This is a genomic window from Pseudoxanthomonas sp. 134C1, from assembly GCF_057773065.1.
On record NZ_JBYMTH010000012.1, the window covers coordinates 1 to 18236 of the forward strand.

Annotated in this window: 18 protein-coding genes and 1 pseudogene; 5 read left to right on the plus strand and 14 right to left on the minus strand. The window is 67.5% G+C overall.

Annotated elements, in window-relative coordinates; genetic code table 11:
* The 5 genes and pseudogenes from AC3DEZ_RS18025 to AC3DEZ_RS18045 form a co-directional block, all read right to left on the minus strand.
* A pseudogene (locus AC3DEZ_RS18025) lies at positions 1-498 on the minus strand (hypothetical protein); the annotation flags it as partial.
* A 235-nt stretch (positions 499-733) separates the two neighbouring features.
* Positions 734-1354, minus strand: coding sequence for a hypothetical protein (locus tag AC3DEZ_RS18030; RefSeq protein ID WP_488389464.1), 621 nt, complete (start codon positions 1352-1354; stop codon positions 734-736).
* Between the two features lie 150 nt (positions 1355-1504).
* Positions 1505-2335, minus strand: coding sequence for an SGNH/GDSL hydrolase family protein (locus AC3DEZ_RS18035; protein ID WP_488389465.1), 831 nt, complete (start codon positions 2333-2335; stop codon positions 1505-1507).
* Positions 2336-2401: 66 nt separating this feature from the next.
* Positions 2402-2644 carry a cyclase gene (locus tag AC3DEZ_RS18040; RefSeq protein ID WP_488389466.1) on the minus strand — a complete coding sequence of 81 codons (243 nt, stop codon included), beginning with the start codon at positions 2642-2644 and terminating at the stop codon, positions 2402-2404.
* The gene (locus AC3DEZ_RS18045) at positions 2641-3501 is read right to left on the minus strand and encodes a DMT family transporter (protein WP_488389571.1); all 861 of its coding nucleotides are present in this window, start codon (positions 3499-3501) and stop codon (positions 2641-2643) included. The genes AC3DEZ_RS18040 and AC3DEZ_RS18045 overlap by 4 nt, the downstream gene beginning before the upstream one ends.
* A 158-nt stretch (positions 3502-3659) precedes the next feature.
* Between AC3DEZ_RS18045 and AC3DEZ_RS18050 the strand changes: the two genes are divergently transcribed.
* Positions 3660-4586, plus strand: coding sequence for a LysR substrate-binding domain-containing protein (locus tag AC3DEZ_RS18050; protein WP_447102985.1), 927 nt, complete (start codon positions 3660-3662; stop codon positions 4584-4586).
* A gap of 21 nt (positions 4587-4607) precedes the next feature.
* Here AC3DEZ_RS18050 and AC3DEZ_RS18055 read toward each other — a convergent pair whose 3' ends face one another.
* From AC3DEZ_RS18055 to AC3DEZ_RS18070, 4 genes are all read right to left on the minus strand, one after another.
* On the minus strand, positions 4608-7019 hold the full coding sequence (locus tag AC3DEZ_RS18055; protein WP_488389467.1) for a TonB-dependent receptor plug domain-containing protein: 2412 nt from the start codon (positions 7017-7019) through the stop codon (positions 4608-4610).
* Positions 7020-7198: 179 nt separating this feature from the next.
* Positions 7199-8083 carry a DUF2785 domain-containing protein gene (locus tag AC3DEZ_RS18060; protein ID WP_488389468.1) on the minus strand — a complete coding sequence of 295 codons (885 nt, stop codon included), beginning with the start codon at positions 8081-8083 and terminating at the stop codon, positions 7199-7201.
* Between the two features lie 44 nt (positions 8084-8127).
* A complete protein-coding gene (locus tag AC3DEZ_RS18065) occupies positions 8128-8910 on the minus strand; it encodes a DUF4349 domain-containing protein (RefSeq protein ID WP_488389469.1) in 783 nt (260 codons plus the stop codon).
* Position 8911: 1 nt separating this feature from the next.
* Entirely contained in the window at positions 8912-9259 is a 348-nt protein-coding gene (locus AC3DEZ_RS18070; protein WP_488389470.1) for a GFA family protein, read from the minus strand.
* A 122-nt stretch (positions 9260-9381) separates the two neighbouring features.
* Between AC3DEZ_RS18070 and AC3DEZ_RS18075 the strand changes: the two genes are divergently transcribed.
* A complete protein-coding gene (locus AC3DEZ_RS18075) occupies positions 9382-11190 on the plus strand; it encodes a DUF885 domain-containing protein (protein ID WP_488389471.1) in 1809 nt (602 codons plus the stop codon).
* Between the two features lie 146 nt (positions 11191-11336).
* On the opposite strand, the gene rraA is transcribed toward AC3DEZ_RS18075, so the two are convergent.
* Both rraA and AC3DEZ_RS18085 read right to left on the minus strand, forming a co-directional pair.
* Complete coding sequence (gene rraA / locus AC3DEZ_RS18080; protein WP_488389472.1) at positions 11337-11813, minus strand: ribonuclease E activity regulator RraA; 477 nt, start codon at positions 11811-11813, stop codon at positions 11337-11339.
* A 20-nt stretch (positions 11814-11833) separates the two neighbouring features.
* Positions 11834-12868, minus strand: coding sequence for a lipid A deacylase LpxR family protein (locus AC3DEZ_RS18085; protein WP_488389473.1), 1035 nt, complete (start codon positions 12866-12868; stop codon positions 11834-11836).
* 143 nt (positions 12869-13011) lie between these two features.
* Between AC3DEZ_RS18085 and AC3DEZ_RS18090 the strand changes: the two genes are divergently transcribed.
* On the plus strand, positions 13012-13437 hold the full coding sequence (locus AC3DEZ_RS18090) for a VOC family protein (protein ID WP_488389474.1): 426 nt from the start codon (positions 13012-13014) through the stop codon (positions 13435-13437).
* Positions 13438-13454: 17 nt separating this feature from the next.
* Positions 13455-14303, plus strand: coding sequence for a DUF72 domain-containing protein (locus tag AC3DEZ_RS18095; protein ID WP_488389475.1), 849 nt, complete (start codon positions 13455-13457; stop codon positions 14301-14303).
* A 35-nt stretch (positions 14304-14338) separates the two neighbouring features.
* Here the strand turns inward: AC3DEZ_RS18095 and AC3DEZ_RS18100 are convergent, their stop codons facing one another.
* The 3 genes from AC3DEZ_RS18100 to AC3DEZ_RS18110 form a co-directional block, all read right to left on the minus strand.
* On the minus strand, positions 14339-15622 hold the full coding sequence (locus tag AC3DEZ_RS18100; protein ID WP_488389476.1) for an MFS transporter: 1284 nt from the start codon (positions 15620-15622) through the stop codon (positions 14339-14341).
* Between the two features lie 322 nt (positions 15623-15944).
* On the minus strand, positions 15945-16574 hold the full coding sequence (locus AC3DEZ_RS18105; RefSeq protein ID WP_488389477.1) for a Pr6Pr family membrane protein: 630 nt from the start codon (positions 16572-16574) through the stop codon (positions 15945-15947).
* 285 nt (positions 16575-16859) lie between these two features.
* Complete coding sequence (locus tag AC3DEZ_RS18110; protein WP_488389478.1) at positions 16860-17201, minus strand: TfoX/Sxy family protein; 342 nt, start codon at positions 17199-17201, stop codon at positions 16860-16862.
* Positions 17202-17261: 60 nt separating this feature from the next.
* Between AC3DEZ_RS18110 and AC3DEZ_RS18115 the strand changes: the two genes are divergently transcribed.
* Positions 17262-18218, plus strand: a complete 957-nt coding sequence (locus AC3DEZ_RS18115; RefSeq protein ID WP_488389479.1) for a DMT family transporter — start codon at positions 17262-17264, stop codon at positions 18216-18218.
* Positions 18219-18236: the final 18 nt, after the last annotated feature.

The following is an 18236-nucleotide window of genomic DNA, read 5'->3' on the forward strand; positions in this document are numbered from 1 at the left end:
GACTTCCAGGATGATTTCCGGCGTTCCATCGGTCGCTGGTTCGCTGGCATCTTCGCGGGCCACGTGGTGGCGAATCAGCTGGTCCTTGAATATCTCGCCGATGTCGATGTCAGCCTCATGCGCCGTGCCATCCCGGGAGCGCCAGGTCACCTTCGCCGGGGGCGGGAAGTTGGGAAAGGGCCCCCAACTCGCACGGAGATTGTCCGGGTAGTTGTTTACGGAACTGGACGGTATCTGGAGGACATCGTCGGGATGATCGCCAGGGTAGTAACGACCATAGTGGACCCGGCACCCATAGGTGCTATAGCAGACAGCGCGAAAGTAGTGACCCTGGAACTTCAGCGGCCACTCGGCGCCGACGTTGGTGTGCCAGCCGTCCGGCAATCGAGAGGGAAAGCCATCCGTCGAGATGGAAGAAGACATGGTGCTCTGGCATCCGGTCAGGGTGAGGACAAGCAATGCGATGCGGGCGATGCGGAAAGAAAGGCGTCGTGCCATGGAAGGGGGGTCCTGAACTCCGTGCCGGACGACGCTAGTGCGTCGGCCGTTCGCATGCAACGCACATTGAAAGCTCGAAGTGACACGGGGAACGCCACCGGACCGACATGCGCATCTGCGTCAGGGCCGCCTCGGCCTGACGGTCGCTGTCCAGGTCGTGCGCATCGGCCGGGGAGTAGCTGACGCCCCCATCCCGGGGAGAACGGGGAATGGACCCCATGCGGTGCCTCCTGGCTTAGTAGGTTTGACTGAAGACCTGGATGAGGTCGTCCCGAGACTCGCTGTAGCGATTGCCGGGAATCTGTTCTTTTTTGGTCCAGATGGTCGCCCGCATATAGACATGGATGGTGCGGTCGTTGACTTCCAGGATGATTTCCGGCGTTCCATCGGTCGCTGGTTCGCTGGCATCTTCGCGGGCCACGTGGTGGCGAATCAGCTGGTCCTTGAATATCTCGCCGATGTCGATGTCAGCCTCATGCGCCGTGCCATCCCGGGAGCGCCAGGTCACCTTCGCCGGGGGCGGGAAGTTGGGAAAGGGCCCCCAACTCGCACGGAGATTGTCCGGGTAGTTGTTTACGGAACTGGACGGTATCTGGAGGACATCGTCGGGATGATCGCCAGGGTAGTAACGACCATAGTGGACCCGGCACCCATAGGTGCTATAGCAGACAGCGCGAAAGTAGTGACCCTGGAACTTCAGCGGCCACTCGGCGCCGACGTTGGTGTGCCAGCCGTCCGGCAATCGAGAGGGAAAGCCATCCGTCGAGATGGAAGAAGACATGGTGCTCTGGCATCCGGTCAGGGTGAGGACAAGCAATGCGATGCGGGCGATGCGGAAAGAAAGGCGTCGTGCCATGGAAGGGGGGTCCTGAACTCCGTGCCGGACGACGCTAGTGCGTCAGCCGTTGGCATGCAACGCACATTGAAAACCCGGAGTGACAAAACACGCCATTGGGACGGATGCGTAAATGCGTCAGCGACGATGTCCTCGCCCCCGGCAGCGCGGCTACTTCACCGGCGTCTGCCCACCGGGACCGTGCATCAACGCCTGTTCGATGGCGCGCTGCGCCAGTGGCGCCATCACTTCGTAGCCGGCCGGTGTGGGATGCACGCCATCGGCCGCCAGAACCGGATCCAGGCCGCCGCCGGCATTGCTCATCACGCCGTGATAGTCGAGATAGCTCGCACCACTGTCCCGCGCGTAGTCGCGCAGCCATGCGTTCAGGCGGCGGACCTGATCGGCCGGATGCAGCCCGGGCCGCCATGGATACTCATTGACCGGCAGCACCGAGGCCAGCACCACGCGGATGCCGTTGGCCCGCGCCAGCTCGTCCATCGAGCGCAGGTTGTCCTCGATCATCGGCAACGTGGCCGGGCCGGTGTTGCCGGCGATGTCGTTGGTGCCGGCGAGGATGACGACCGCGGCCGGTTTCAGGGCGATCACATCCTGGCGGAACCGCACCAGCATCTGCGCGGTGGTCTGCCCGGAGATGCCGCGATTGACGTAGGGCTTGCCGGGAAAGAACGCCGTGCCGTCCACACGTCCCCAGCCATCGGTGATCGAGTCGCCGTAGAACACCACCCTCGGTTCGGCGGGCGCCGGCGGCGGCAGCGCCGCGTTGTCCTCGCGGTAGCGCGCCAGCTGCGGCCAGTCGGTCAGCGCCTGTTTGAGCGGGACCGAGGCGACCTGTTCCGGGTTCAAGGGCGCGGTTGGCGCCACGACCGATGAAGCGGTCGCCCGCGCGGTCGTTTCCTTCCCATCCTGCGCATTCACCGGCACCTGCGCCAGCGAAGCAAGCGCGAGTGCCGTCCATCCCCCAGCCAGCCAACGTTTCATCGCACGTCCCGGAAACCGAACCTGCCGGCAGTGTACGTCGGCCCGGCCGGGACCGTCAGGCCGTCGTCAGGCGTCGCCGTCGGATCGCTTGTGCGCTTCCCGGATGATGCGCTTGTTGCGGATGCGCACCGCACCGACCATCAACAGGCGCAGGTCACGCACGATGTAGTCGGCCAGCGCGGCGTCCTCGATGTCGTCGCCGTGCAAGTCCAAACGGAAGTCCTGCCCCTGCAGGCCGCCGCCATTGCTGAAGTCGATCTCGAAATCGAACACCACCCGCTTCTGCGCGGCCGTCGCGATGTCGTTCATGGCTTGGGCGCCCGCTGGCTGAAGGCGACACTGCCCAGGATCAGCAGGCCGGCGGCCAGCATCGCCGGGGTCACCGGCTCGCCCAGGAACAGCCAGGCGAACGCCGCGCCGAACAGCGGTACCAGGTAGGTCACGGTCGCCGCGCGGGCGGCGCCGATGCGCTGGATCAGGCGGTAGTACAGCAGGAAGGCATAGCCGGTGCAGAGCACGCCGATCGCAATCGCGCTGCCCCAGGCCAGCGGCGAGATGGCGTTCGTCGGCCAATGAGTGGCGGCGAACGGCGCCAGCAGCAACGCCGAGCAGCCGAGCGTGGCGGCGGCCGCGGCGGCTGGCGGAATGCCGCCAAGGTGGCGACGGACCAGGTTGACGCCCACGCCGTACAGCAGCGCCGCGGTCGAACCGGCGATCACCGCCATGCCGACGCTGATGCCACCTGCCTTGCTCGTCGCCAGCAGCACCACGCCGCCGAATCCGACCAGTAGCGCGATGGCGCGGCGGGCACCAATCTTTTCGCCGAAGAACAGGAAGCCGATCAGCGCGGCGAACAGCACCGTCATCGCGTTGCAGATCGCGCCGATGGCGGCCGGCGAACGCTGCGCCGCCCACGCGAACAGCAGGAACGGAATGGCCGAATTGATCAGCCCGATGATCGCCAGCTTCGGCCACATCGCGCGGGTGAACACGGCGCGGTCTCGCCACAGGAACGGCAGCAGGATCAACGCGCCCAGGGTCAGCCGGATGTCCACCAGTGCGAACGCGCCGAAAGGCTCGGCCGCGATCCGCATGAACAGGAACGAGCTGCCCCAGATGGCGCCCAGCACCAGCAGTTCGATCGGGGTACGCCAGTCATGTGTCATGCCGTCTCCCAGGGAACCCGCCTTGCCCGCGTCCGCCGCCGCGCCGTTGCCCGCCATCGCCGTTCACCTGTTTTGTGTCTCGGCCATTCTGGGCCGTCCTGCTGGACCCGCAAGCGCATATTATGTGGGCGAGCCTCAAATCTGATTGATGTCTCCCCATGAACCTGCGCCCCGCCCTCCTGCCGGCCCTCGGCGTGTTCGCCGCCGCCGCCCGGCACCAGAATTTCGCCCATGCCGCGGAAGAGCTGCATCTGACCGCCAGCGCGGTCAGCCACCACATCCGCAAGCTCGAATCCCTGCTGGGCGTGGCCCTGTTCCAACGCCATGCGCGCGGGGTCAAGCTGACCCAGGAAGGCCGCCAACTGGCGGACGCGGCCACCGCCGCCCTCACCGACATCGAAGGGGTCGCCGCCAACCTGCGCCACGCCGATGGCGTCTCGGTGCTGCGGGTGACCACCCTGCACTCGCTGGCCTATTGCTGGCTGGTGCCGCGGCTGCCGCGCTTCACCGCCCTGCATCCGCACATCCGCCTGCAACTGGATACCGGCATCGCGCTCACCCGCTTCGACGAGGGTGGCCCCGACCTGGGCATCCGCCACGGTCCGGGCCAGTGGCAGGGTCTGACCGCGCATCACCTGATGGACGACGAACTGTTCCCGGTCGCCTCGCCGGGCCTGCCCGGCGTCGAGGCGGTGAAGACGCCGCGCGACATCGCGCGTCTTCCGCTGGTCACCGACCTGGCCCTGCAAGGCTGGCGCGACTGGTTCCGCGCGGCGGGCGTGCGCGGCCTGCGCCTGCCGGAGATGCACAGCTTCAGCGACAGCACCGACGTCATGCGCGCCAGCGTCTACGGCGTGGGCGCGGCGCTGGCGCGCAAGGTGATCGCGCTACCCTACCTGCAACGCTACGAACTCATCCGCCTGCCCGGCCCGGCGCTGAAGGCGCGCTTCGCCTATTACGTGGTGCATCCCTCGCACAAGGCGCCGCGGCCGGCGGCGCTGGCCTTCATCGACTGGCTGAAAGCCGAGGCGGAAGACGAACGCACCCCGCTGCCGCCGATTCCGGCCGGACTGCTGGGCCGTTGAGCGCCTCCCGCCGGCCCGGGATCAGAAGCGATACCAGAAGCGCGCGAAGTAGGACGCGCCGTTGAGGCCGAACTGCACGCTCTCGTAGATGTGGCCGTTGTCCGTCTCGTCGGGATCCTGCCGGGTCGGGAACACGTCGAGGAGATTGGCGCCGCCGATGGTCAGTTTGGCGTTGTCGGTGAAGCTGTAGGTGATGCTGAGATCCGCCGATGTCCTGGCCTTGTAGTGCTGGTCCGGCACCGGCGGGCCGGAGAACGTGCCCAGGACCTGCGAGCCAAAGTGGATGATCTTCATCCCGAAGTCCCAGCGATCCAGCGCGTAGTCGAATCCCAGCACCGCCTTGTTGCGCGGCGCGCCGTTCTCCACGAACAGGCGATCCCGTGGCGACAGCAGCACGTCCTCGCGACCGGCCAGCGAAGGCGGCGTGTGCACCTGGGTCACCTCGGTCTTGCTGTAGTTGGCGGCCAGGTAGGTGCTCAGTTTGCCCGCGCCCGCCTGCGCTTCCCACGACAGGGTCAGGTCCACGCCGGTAGTGCGGGTGTCCACCGAATTGAAGAAGAACCGCGCCAGGCCCACGTCCAGCGCTTCCAGCGCGGCGCCGATGACCGGGTCGCTGGTATCGAACTCGCCGCTCAGCACCACCCGGTCATCGATCTCGATGCGATAGGCATCCAGGGTCATCGACACCGCGGCGGTCGGCGACCAGGTGAAACCCAGGGTGCCGCCACGCGAGGTTTCCTCCTTGAGCGCGGGAATGCCGGCCAGGTTGGCGAGCGCGCCGCCGTTGGGCGCGATCACCACATCCACCGGCTCGCCGCTGATGAAATCGGTGATGGTGGATGAGAAATATTTCTGCTGCAGCGAGGGTGCGCGGAAACCGGTGCTCACCGACCCGCGCAGCAGGAATGCGTCGCTCACCCGGAACGCCGCCGCCAGCTTGCCGTTGAGCGCATTGCCGAAATCGCTGTAGTCCTCGTAGCGCGCCGCCAGGCCCAGCATGAAGCGATCGGTGAAGTCGATTTCCATGTCGGCGTACGCCGCCCAGCTGTCACGATGCTTGTCGGTCACGTCGCCGGGCTGGAACCCCGGGAATCCCTGGCTGCCCGGATTGCCGCCCTCGCCCGCGCCGTCCACGTCGAGGTAGGAACCCGGCTCACCGGCGCGGATGCGGTAGTCCTCGCGCCGGTGTTCGGCGCCGAAGGCCAGGTTCAGGCCATGCAGGACGGTGTCGAAGTAGCGCGACACGTCCGCGTTGATGGTCTTCTGCTTGAACGAGAAACCACCGGCGTCGAAACGGCTGGGACTGATGCCGGCGCCGCCGTTGAGCAGATCCTGGTTGGCGATGGACGCGTTGAGCGTGTGGTCGATGGTGTAGCGAAGTTCGTTGTAACCGTAGGTATGCGACACGTCCCAGTGCCATTGGCCGATGTCGCCACGCAGGCCGGCGATGCTGTAGCGGTCCTGCAGGTCGCCGTTGATGAAGGGCACGAAGCCATCCGGGTACATCGCCGCCGAATTGCGCGACGGGATGTCCTCCGAACCGATGCCCTCGCGCGCGAACGCGGCGGAGGAGGCATCGCGATCCTGCATGCCGGCGGTGAAATAGAACTCGGCCGATTCGGTCAGCGGCAGATCACCGTTGAGGTAGAGGGTTTTGTTCTTGACCTGGCTGTCGCCGATGATGCGCAGCGGATTTTCGGCGGTGGCGCGGTTGGAACGATCCCGGTCCTGCCATTCGCCGGTCACAGCGAAATGGCCGCCGTTGGACAGCGCCAGGCCGCAATAGGCCGAGGCGATCCAGTTCTCGCCATCGCCGCGCGAGTATTGGCCCCAACCGGCGATCGCCTCGCAGCCCGGACGTCGCTTCAGGGCGATGTTCATCACTCCGGCGATCGCGTCGGAACCATATTGCGCGGCCGCGCCATCGCGCAGTACTTCGACCCGGTCGATCGCCAGCATGGGCAGTGAATTCAGATCCGTGCCGGTGTTGCCGCGATCGCGGGCGCCATAGATGTTCACCAGCGACACCGTATGCCGGCGCTTGCCGTTGACCAGCACCAGCGTCTGATCCGAACCCAGTCCGCGCAACGCCGCGCCATCGATCAGGTCGGCGCCATCCGCGCCGGTCTGCCGTGTCGAAATCAGGGACGGCGCGGTGTACTGCAGGGTCTGGGCGAGATCGAACTGGGCGCCCTGCTCGGCCGCCTGCGCCATCGGGATCACGTCGACCGGCACCGGCGACTGGGCATCCGAACTGCGCACCACCCGGCGCGAGCCGAGCACGGTGACCTGATCCAGCGTGGTCGCCTCGGCCTGTCCGGAATCCGGCGGCGCCTGCTCCTGCGCGGTGGTTTCCTGCGCGGCGACGCCCTGCGCCGCCGCCATCAACACCAGGGAGAAACGCACGAAGAAGGACAGACGGTTGCATTGCACAGGCGATCCCCGGTTGGCGTATGGAAGCGCATTGCGCGCTTGCCCGAATCTACGCCCGGGTCCGCGTGAGCGACCAGAGACAAAACCGTTTACAGCGCGCGAACGTAACTCGCGCTACCGCGCCTGCATCGCCGCGCTCACAATCCGAACGCGACGGGCTTGGCGAACTCACATGGCCTTCACGGCACCGCCTTGATGCCGGCCACCACCGCCGGCTTGAGCGCTTGCACCTTCGGTTCGGCGGATTGATCCGCTTCCAGATAGAGACTGCCCAGGAAGGCGATCAGATCGTGGCGGCGAGCCAGCCACGCGACGTCGCGGTAGGCCTGCTCCTGGTTGCCCAGGCGCTGCGGCAGGCCGGTAAACCACGCCTGCCATTCCGCATCGCCGAGCAGGCCACGGCGGGCGATGAAAATCACCGGCCTTGCCAGCCGTCCGGGTTCGCCGAACACGTAGGCATGCGCCTGTTCGGGCACGATCTGGACCGTGAGCGCGGCCAGGATGTGCTCGATCTGATCGCGGTTCACCTGCTCGTTCGATGCCAGTTGCAGCAGCCAGTCGGCACCATGCGCCACCCCGTGGCGCCAGCCTTCCTTCGCGTCGTAGCCGCGATAGTCGTTCACCGAAGCCAGATAGCGGGTCGCGCGCTTGACCATGTCGGCCCGCTCCTCCGCGCTCAGCCAGGGCTGGAGGCGATCCGTGCGCGCGACCTCGGACAGCATCAGCGCCGCGAACGGATGGGTGAAGCCCTCGGGATCCTTGCCGTCCAGCCGCGCGTACAGCCGCTCCAGCAGCTGCCGGCGCACCGGTTCTGCCAACTGTTCGCCGCGCAGCCACGTGGTGATCGCCTCGTAGGCGATACCGTCGCGCACCTCGGGATCCGGATCGGAAAGGCAGTCGACCAGACCGATCGCGAGCGCGTCGCGCGCCGCCGCGTCCTCCACCACGAACTTCTGCTCTTTCAGCAGGCGCAACGATACCTGGTCGGTACCCTCCGGCGGACAGCCGGCCCAGGCCGGCGCGGACATGAGGAAAGCTGCCGTCAACGCGATGCGATGCCACATGTCCGGTTCTCCGTGAATGATTGGAAGGCGAAGCGAGGGATCCGTCAGGCTTTCCTGCGCCGCCAGCGCCGTACCAGGCTGATCAGCATCCACAGCACCAGTCCGACCGGAATCAGGAACGCCACCGCCCGGATCGTCCAGGCCGTGCCGGTGGCCAGGGTGGCGGTGAAATCGCGCAATGCCTGCCGGATCTCGCCACGCCCGCTCTGCCCGCCGGGCGGCATGAACTCCAGGGTGACGCGCTGGGTGTCGATGCGATGCCGGTGCTGGGCGCCTTCCTGCCGCGCGGCCTGCAACTGCGCCTCGACCTGGGCCAACTGCTGCGACAGCGCGATCATGTCGGCCACCGCCAGATCACGGCGCTGCTGGAACTCCAGCAGGCGATCGCGCTCGCGGGTGAGCCGATCCTGCAGCAGGTCGTTGTCGCCGACCGCTTGGGCGAGATCCTCGGCGCGAGTGTTGCGGCTGCCGATGTCAGCGCCCTGCGCCGCTTGCGCGATGAACGGCTCCACGCCATCCGGCACGATGCGCACGGTCAGACTGGCGCGCGGATGGTCGCCTCCCTGCTGGCTGACCCCCAGCACGCTGCACTGGCCGAACTTGCTGCTGCCGCAGGCCTGCTGGCTGGCCTTGAGGCGTTCGGGAATCGTCTTCGCCTCCAGCATGATCTCCACATCGTGTTCATAGGCCAGCAGGCCGCCGGCCGGGTTGCGGACCGAACCCGCCGTGGCCGCCGCGCCTCCCTCGTGCCGGGCACAGCCCGCCGCGAACAGCAGCGCCAGCGCGGCCGCGGCGCCCAGGCGCCACGCGCCATGAATCCCGCCCATGTCAGAAACTCGCGCCGTCGATGGGAACCACCTTCAGCGCCGCCAGATCCACATCGGGCAGGCAGCGCACATTGATCGCGATCATCGGCCCGCTCTTCGGGTTGTCGCCCTCGCCGTAGACGGCGATGCCGCAGTTGGCGCAGAAGTGATGCCGGATGGCGTGCTTGTTGAAGGTATAGGTGCCCACGTCGTCTTCGGCGCTGGTCAGCTGGAACGCGGACCGGGGACCGAACCAGAGCAGTCCTCCGCGCCGGCGGCACATCGAACAGTTGCAGTCGTAGACCTCGGCGATGTCGCCTTCCACCTCGAAGGCGATACGGCCGCAATGGCAGCTTCCCTGGTGCTTCATCTTTCGTTCGCTCCCGCTTCCGGCCGTAGAGGCGACAAGGGTAATCGAATGGCAGATGCGGCGGGGCGCCCCAACCGCTAATGTGTCGGGTCAATCCTTTGTGCACTGCCGCGAGAACATCGATGCGCCACAGCCTGCTTGCCCTTGCCCTGCTGACCAGCCTGGCCGCCTGCCAGAAGACCGATGCGCCCGCCCCCGGCGGCGCCCCACCCGCGGCCACCGCGGCCTCCGATGCGCAGGCCGACGCCCGTTTCGGCGATCTGTCCAAGCGTGCGCTCGAAGGCTGGCTGCAGCTGTCGCCGGTCAGCGCCACCCAGATCGGCGAGCACCGCTACGACGGCGAAGTCGACGATCTGAGCGCCGAGGGCCGACGGAAGAGCCTGGACTTCAGCCGCAAGATGCTGGCCGAACTGGGCGCGCTGGACGTCTCGAAACTGTCCCGGGAGAACCAGGTGGATGCAGCCATCCTGCGCAATCAGCTGGAGTACGACGCCTGGACCAACGAGACCCTGCAGGCCTGGGCCTGGGATCCGCAGGTCTACAGCGGCCTCGCCGGCGGCGCGCTCTACAACCTGATGGCGCGCGAATTCGCGCCGATACCGGATCGCCTGAAGTCGGCCACTGCGCGCATGGAGAAAATCCCCACCCTGCTGGCGCAGGCGCGCGCCAACCTGGATCCGGCGCGGGTGCCGAAGATCCATGCCGAGACGGTCGCCAGGCAGAACGCCGGCATCCTCAGCATCGTCGACAGCTTCATCGCCCCGCATGCGAAGGAACTGCCGGAAGCCGACCAGCAACGCCTGGCCGCGGCCACCGAGACCCTGAAGAAGGCGGTGGAGGAACACCAGCAGTGGCTGGACAAGACCCTGGTGCCCAACGCCAAGGGCGATTTCCGCGTCGGCGAGAAGATCTACGACCAGAAACTCAAGTTCGCCTTGCTCTCCTCGCTGTCGCGCGCGGACATCAAGCAGCGCGCCGAGGGTGAGCTCAAGCGCGTGCGCGGCGAGATGTACGCAATCGCGCAGCAGGTGCTGAAGGACAAGCCGGGCGCGCCCGCGCTCACCGACAACCCGGGCGACGAGCAGCAGCAGAAGGCGATCGAGGCGGCGCTGGAACTGGCCTACGCCGAACGTCCGGCCCGCGACAAGGTCGTGCCCGACGCCGAGGCGGCGCTGAAGTCGGCCACCGACTTCGTCCGCGCCAAGGATCTGGTGACCCTGCCCGACGCGCCGGTCGACATCATCCCGATGCCCGAGTTCCAGCGCGGCGTGGCGGTGGCGTATTGCGATTCGCCGGGGCCGCTGGACAAGAACCTCAAGACCTTCTACGCCATCTCGCCGATTCCGGAAGACTGGAACCAGGCGCAGGTCGATTCGTTCCTGCGCGAATACAACAGCCGGATGATCCATCTGCTGAGCATCCACGAAGGCACGCCGGGCCACTATCTGGAAGGCTGGCATTCGGCCAAGTTCCCCTCGACCCTGCGCGCGGTGCTGCGCTCGGGCCTGTTCGCCGAGGGCTGGGCGGTCTACACCGAGCGGATGATGGCCGACGCCGGCTACCTGGACAGCGATCCGCTGTTCCGCCTGGTGCAACTGAAGTTCTATCTGCGCACCATCGGCAACGCCATCCTCGATCAGGGCGTGCACGTGGACGGCTGGAGCCGCGAACAGGCGATGGACCTGATGGTCCGGCAGACCTTCCAGCAGGAGCGCGAGGCCGCCGGCAAGTGGACCCGCGCGCAGCTCAGCTCGGCGCAGCTGCCGACCTATTTCGTCGGTGCGCAGGAACATTTCGATCTGCGCAAGGCGATGGAAGCCAAGCTGGGCGACAAGTTCAACGCCAAGGCCTACCACGACCAGGTGTTGTCCTACGGCGCGCCGCCGGTGCGCTTCGTGCGCGAGCTGATGCTGGACGAACCGATCCAGTGATCGATGCCGGGCGGGAGGGATTTTTCCTCCCGCTTTTTTCTGCCGGGAGGCCGACGATCATGCCTGTGGGAGCGACGCAAGTCGCGAACCCTTCATTTCAAGGCATCGCGACTTGCGTCGCTCCCACAAAGGACGCCTGCGCGGATTTACACCAACTTCCGCGCGCCGGCGATCACGCCGTTGGCATCCGCATACAGCCAATGGCCGGGATGGAAATCGACGCCGGCGAACGTCACCGGCACATCCACTTCGCCCAGGCCGCGCTTCTCGGTCTTCATCGGATGCGCGGCCAGCGCCTGTACGCCCAGGTCCAGCTGCGCCAGCACTTCCACATCGCGCACCGCGCCGTGGATCAGGAAGCCCGCCCAGCCGTTGCGCGCCGCGTTCGCCGCGATCTGATCGCCCAGCAGCGCGCGACGCAGCGACCCGCCGCCATCGACCACCATCACCCGGCCCAGGCCGGGCGTGCCGGCCAGTTCGCGCACCCGCGAGTTGTCCTCGTGGCAGCGCACGGTGGCGATGGGGCCATGGAAAGCCACCCGGCCGCCGAATCCGCGGAACAGCGGTTCGACGACCTGCGCGTCGGGGTGGGCGTCGCAGAGATCCGGCGTGGTCCAGTCCATGGCTGTCTCCCGGGGGGCGCTCAGAAGGTGCGGCTGATGGTGAAGCTGCCGAACACCGGACGTTCCTTCTGGCCGTCGAACTCGCGGGTGCTGTGGTAACGCGCCAGCGCGAACTTCCAGCGCCCGTACATGAAAGCCAGGCCGTAGCCGTACTCGCCGACGAAGGCCCGCTTGTCCACGCTGTGGCTGTCCTTGAAGGTGTTTCCGTCCAGGGTGATGTCGCGCAGCACCCAGCGCGCATCGGTGGTCAGGAACATGTGGAAGCCCAGCACGTCCGGCGGAATCCGGTTTCCGGTCGGCGCGGTGTTCTCGCCGGCGGGCCGCAGCGGCGTGCTGCCGAAATCGTTGGGCAGGTAGCGACCGAACCGCACTTCGCCACCGGCGTTGGCGTAGGTCGTCAGCGTGCCGAGCGTGCCGCCGTAGTGACTGACCGCGTCCCAGCTCCAGATGCCTTCCTGTTCGGGCGCGAACCGGCGCATGCGTTCGTGCACGATCCGGAACACCGGCTCGTCGCGCAGCTGGTTGTCCCAGCCCTCGAACTTCTCGCCGCCGGTGATCTTGTGGACTTCGTTCTGCACCTGCTTGCCGAGCGCGGAGGGACCGACGATGCCGAACTGCAGTTGGGTCGTGCGCAGGTGATCGCCATTGCGGGCGTTGTAGCCCAGGCTGGCGAGGAGCACGCCGGCGTAAGGCCGGTCATCGGGAATCACGTCGCGACGGGCCGAGTCGGTGGGAGTGAAGATGCCGTGGGCGAAACTGACCACCATGTTCTGCTGCTCGAAACCTTCCGGCGTCACCGCCGCCAGATGGCGGTTGATCCAGCGCGCCAGCCGCGGAAGACAGGGGTCGTCGGTGTAGTCCTTGAGGTTGGGCGAGACCAGCGTGAGCATCACGCCGTTGCTGTAGCCCTGGTCCTGGTGGCCGAACAGGTCGTTGTCGACCCGGAAGTTGACCGTCGGCGGAAGGTCGGTGGATTCGTTGCAGTAGTCGCGGGCGGCGGCGGGGAAGCTGCACAGTGCCAGCACGGCCAGCAGGAGAGGTCCTGTCGAGCGCATGGGGAGTTCCGGTACGGGAGGGAGACCGGGCGATGGGTGGGGGCGTCCGGGACGGCGCCACGATAGCGCAAAGCGGGCGCGTTCACAGGATGGTCCACGGTACGGACTATTCTGCCGATTGCCCCTTGTTCCGGAGATTCCGCATGAGCCTGGCTGCCTCGACCACGTCGACCCTCATCCCCTGCCTGCGCTATCGCGACGCTCCCGCGGCCATCGACTGGTTGTGCGAGGCCTTCGGTTTCGAGCGGCAGGCGGTTCATGCCGACGGGAGCACCGTCCATCACGCCCAGCTGACCTTCGGCAACGGCATGATCATGCTCGGCTCCGCGTCAGGCGGCGGCGAGTGGGGCCGGCACATCGCCCAGCCCGGCGAGGTCGGCGGACGCGAGACCCAGAGCCCCTGCGTGATCGTCAGCAACGCCGACGCCCACTACGCCCGCGCCAAGGCCGCCGGCGCCGAAATCGTCATCGAACTGGCGGATCAGGACTACGGCGGACGCGGCTATGCATGCAAGGACCCGGAGGGTCATCTGTGGTGGTTCGGCAGCTATGATCCCTGGAAGACCTGACCGGACCCGCTGCCCGCATGACTGATCTGTTTTCCGGCGCCCGACAGGCGCATCCGGCCATCCGGGTCGGCATCGGCGGCTGGGTGTTCGCCCCCTGGCGCAACAATTTCTATCCCGCCGGGCTGGTCCAGCGGCGCGAGTTGGAGTTCGCCAGCCGGCATGTCACCGCCATCGAGATCAACGGCACCTACTACGGCGCGCAACAGCCGGCGACCTACGCCAAATGGCGCGACGAGACGCCCGACGGTTTCCTGTTCTCGGCCAAGGCGCCCAAGCGCATCGTGCAGTCGCGGGTGCTGGCGAAGGCGCGGGTGCAGGTCGAAGACTTCATCGGCGGCATCGTCGAGCTCAAGGACAAGCTCGGTCCGCTGGTGTGGCAGTTCGAGGCCGGGCGCAAGCTCGAGACCGATGATTTCGCCGCGTTCCTCGGCCTGTTGCCAGGCGAGGTGGCCGGACGTCGCCTGCGCCACGTGCTGGACGTGCGCGATCCCGCTTTCATCACGCCCGATTTTCTCGCCCTCGCCCGCCGCCACCGCATGGCGACGGTATTCACCGATTCGGAGGACTATCCACGCTTCGCCGACATCACCGCCGATTTCGTCTACGCGCGGCTGATGGGCACCCGCAGCGGGATCGCCAACGGCTACCCGGAGGCGGAACTGGATGCCTGGGCACAGCGCGCCCGGCAATGGGCCGAAGGCGGCGACCCCGCCGAGCTGCCGCATGTGGAAGCTCCAGCTGCGGGCAAGGCGGTCCGCGACGTGTTCGTCTACTTCATCAGCGCCGCCAAGGAACGCAATCCCGCCGCCGCGATGGCGTTGATCGAGCGGTTGCAGGAGCGACGTGAGTCGCGACCGGAAACCTGACCGGGTCGCGACTCACGTCGTTCCTGCAAGGACCATCAACCACGCCGCATCGACAGCAGCGCCACCAGTACGCCGACGCCACTGGCGAAGGCCACGTAGTGCGCCGGCGCGGTCTTGCCCAGATGGGTGGACAGGTAGGCCACCAGGGGCGGCGTGAGCGCGCCGAACAGCGCATAGGCGACGTTGTAGGAGAACGACACGCCGGAAAAACGCACCGCTGGCGGAAACGCCGCGATCATCAGCGCCGGCACCGCGCCGACCACGCCGATGCAGAAACCGACCAACGCATAGCGGGCGATGAAACCGGAAGCGTCGCCACCAGCCAGCGGCAGGTACAGCGCGTAGATCGCCGCCGCCAGCGCAAGCGATCCGACCAGCAGGGTGGCCGGCGCGCCGAACCGATCCACCGCCCAGCCCGCCACCAGGCAACCGAAGATCAGCGCCGCCGTCGCCACGCTGCCGCCCTGGAAGGCCAATGCCGGCGGCAGTCCGAACGAGGACTGCACCAGGTTGGGGGTGAGCAGCACGCCGACCACGATCGCGGCGGTCAACAGCCATGACGCCAGCATCGAACGCAGCACCGCGCCCGCATGCCCGGACAATGCCTGCCGCACCGGCAGGCCCTCCGCCAACTGCCGGCGCGCGCGCATCTCCACGAACACCGGCGTTTCCTGCAGCCAGCGGCGCAGGAACACCGCGAACAGCCCGAACGCGCCGCCGAGCAGGAATGGGAGCCGCCACCCGCCGCCTGTGACCTGCGCCGGCGTCAGCGCGGTGTTGATCCACGCCGCCAGCAGCGAACCGATGAGGATGCCGGCGGTGAGTCCGGCGGTCAGGCTGGCGCAGGCGAAACCCACATGTCGCGGCGGCACGTGTTCGGCCACGAACACCCAGGCGCCCGGCACTTCGCCGCCCACCGCGATGCCCTGCACGATGCGCAGCAGCAACAACAGCAGCGGCGCCAGCAAGCCGATCTGCGCGTAGGTCGGCAGCAGGCCGATCAGCAGGGTCGGCACCGCCATCAGCAGCACGCTCAGGGTGAACATGCGCTTGCGCCCGCCGCGATCGCCGAAATGCGCCATCACGATGCCGCCCAAAGGGCGCGCCAGATAGCCGGCGGCGAATATGCCGTAGACCTGCAACTGCGCCAGCCACGGCTCGGTGCCTGGTGGGAAGAACAGTTCTCCCAGGATGCGGGTGAAGAACACGAACACCACGAAATCGTAGAACTCCAGCGCGCCGCCCAGCGCCGCCAGACCCAGCGTCTTGCCATCCTGGCGGTTGAAAGGCCGGTGATGCTGTCCTTCGAGGGAGGTCATGCGCGGATCCGCGTTCGCCGGAGGCGGCGAACATGGCATGCCCGGCGGCCCGTCGTCCACCGCTCCCGGGCCCGGACACGCGACGCTTCTCCTGCAGACGCGACCTCAATCGCGGCCTTTCGGGCGATTCCCTCCAAAGCCAGGAGCATCGCGACTGACGTCGCTCCCACAACGACGAAAATGCGCGACGCCCTACCTTGTGGGAGCGACGTCAGTCGCGAGCTTTTTGCCGCCCGCCTGTTCCCCACCCTTCGCCACCCGGGAGCGACACGGTCGCGACTGACGTCGCTCCTGCAGGCGCATGGGCGGGGTACGGCTGGCGCTAGCGTCGCGCCAGCCTGCGATCCAGCGCCAGCAGGATGCCTCCCAGCAGCAGGAACACCAGCAACACGCCGATGGCGTTGATCGCGGTGCGGGCGTAGCCCAACTGACCGGCATCGATGAAGGGATACGGGTACTCGCCCAGCCAGGCGCCACGCAACAGCACCCAGGCCAGGTACAGCAGCGGGAACAGCAGCCAGGCCACCGCGTCGCGCAGGTTCAAGCGGCCATGCGGCACGGCCAGCAGCCACCAGGCGACGTACAGCAGCGGGGTGGCGTAGTGCAGTCCGGTGTCGGCCCACCATTGCAGTCCCTGCGGCTGCCACAGGTGGCGCAGGATCAACAGGTAGATCAGCCCGGTCACCCCGATGTACAGCGCGATCGCGCCACGCACGCGCGGCCGCGAGAAGAAACCGCCCGCGCCACGCAGCGCGGTCACGCACACCGCCACCACGCCCAGATTGCTGAGGATGGTGAAGTAGCTGAGGAACCGCAGCATGCCCAGCGCCACGCCGACGTTGTCACGGGTCAGTTCCAGCAGCAGCAGATACTGCAGCATCACGGACGCCGCCGAGACGGCCGCGACGATGGCGGCCAACACGCGTCCTTTCAGGGTCAGGCCAGATTCCATCGATGAAGCGGCATGGGAGACGGACGACAGCCTGCCATGGATCGCGGTGGAACTGCGCGATCTGTCGTCCGCTCGCGGGAAAAGGCGGGATGGGCACAGGCCTGTCCGTCTTGTGGGACAAGGCTGCGGACAGCTTTCGGCGGTGATGGGACCGCGCCGGCTTCGGTGTTGCCCCCACCCCAGCCCTCCCCCGCCGGCGGGGGAGGGAGCGGTGCAGTTGTTCGCACCTGATGTCGGCGGGGCCGGCTGGCCGGTGGGGCTGGCCAATGGGGCTGGCCGGTGGGATCAGCGCCGTCGGGCAGGTCGCCGCAGCGCGGCTTCAAGCGCCCGCTGCGCCCACGGCCGCATCGCGGCCGCCGACTCCAGCGCGTCGGCCGGCGGCGTCCAGTAACCGGGCACATGGCCCGCTCGCACCGGTCGGTACAGGAAGGGTTCGCCGCCGGCGTCGCGGAACGCGTCGACGCTCGCCGGATCGGTCTTGAGGTACAGGGTGTCGTCCATCACCAGGCCGAACATGCAGTCATCCCGATACACCCCCAACCCACCGAACATCGGGCGCAGGCGGATCGGGCCGACATCGGCCAGCAGTTCCCGCAGATGATCGGCGAATTCGGGATGGATCGGCATGGCGGGGTTCCGTGCCCGGCGGACATCGCCAGTGTGCAACGCTTCGGCCACAATACGCGCATGCCGATGACCCCACGCGCCAAAGCACAGCTGCAAATCCACTTCTGCGTGCTGCTGTGGGGCTTCACCGCCATCCTCGGCAAGCTGATCACGCTGCCGGCGCTGCCGCTGGTGTGGTGGCGGATGCTGCTGGTGGTGATCGCGCTGGCGCTGCTGCCACGCGTCTGGCGCGGACTGCGGGCGATGTCGCCCCGGTTGATGCTGGCCTATGCCGGCATCGGCGCGCTGGTGGCGCTGCACTGGCTGACCTTCTACGGCGCCATCAAGCTGGCCAACGCCTCGGTGGCGGCGACCTGCATCGCCCTGGCGCCGGCGTTCACCTCGGTGCTGGAACCGTGGCTGGCGCGGCGTCCGTTTTCGGCGCGCGAACTCGCCTTCGGCGTGGCCGTGCTGCCGGGGGTGGCGCTGGTGGTCGGCGGCGTGCCGGATGGCATGCGCATGGGCGTGGCGGTGGGCGCGGTGTCGGCGCTGTTCGTGGCGCTGTTCGGATCGCTCAACAAGCGCCTGGTCGAACATGCGGATCCACTCACCGTCACCGCGCTGGAACTCGGCGCGGGCACCCTGCTGCTGACCGCGCTGGCGCCGCTGATGCCGCTGCTGTTCCCCGCCTTCGCCGGCGATCTTCTGGTGGTGCCCGGCCTGCGCGACGGCGCCTACCTGGTCGCCCTGTCGCTGCTGTGCACGCTGCTGCCGTTCGCGCTGTCGCTGGTGGCGCTGCGCCACCTGACCGCCTACGGCGTGCAGCTGGTGACCAACCTGGAGCCGATCTACGCCATCGTCCTGGCCATCCTGCTGCTGGGCGAACAGCGCGAGCTGACCCCGCTGTTCTACCTGGGCGTGGCGATCATCCTCGCCGCCGTGTTCCTGCATCCGCTGCTGGAGCGGCGCAAGGCCACCGGCGCGGTGCATCACCCGGAAGTGCTGGGGACTTCCGAGGCCAAGAACCTGGTGGATTGAGTGGAGGATCGGCGACGC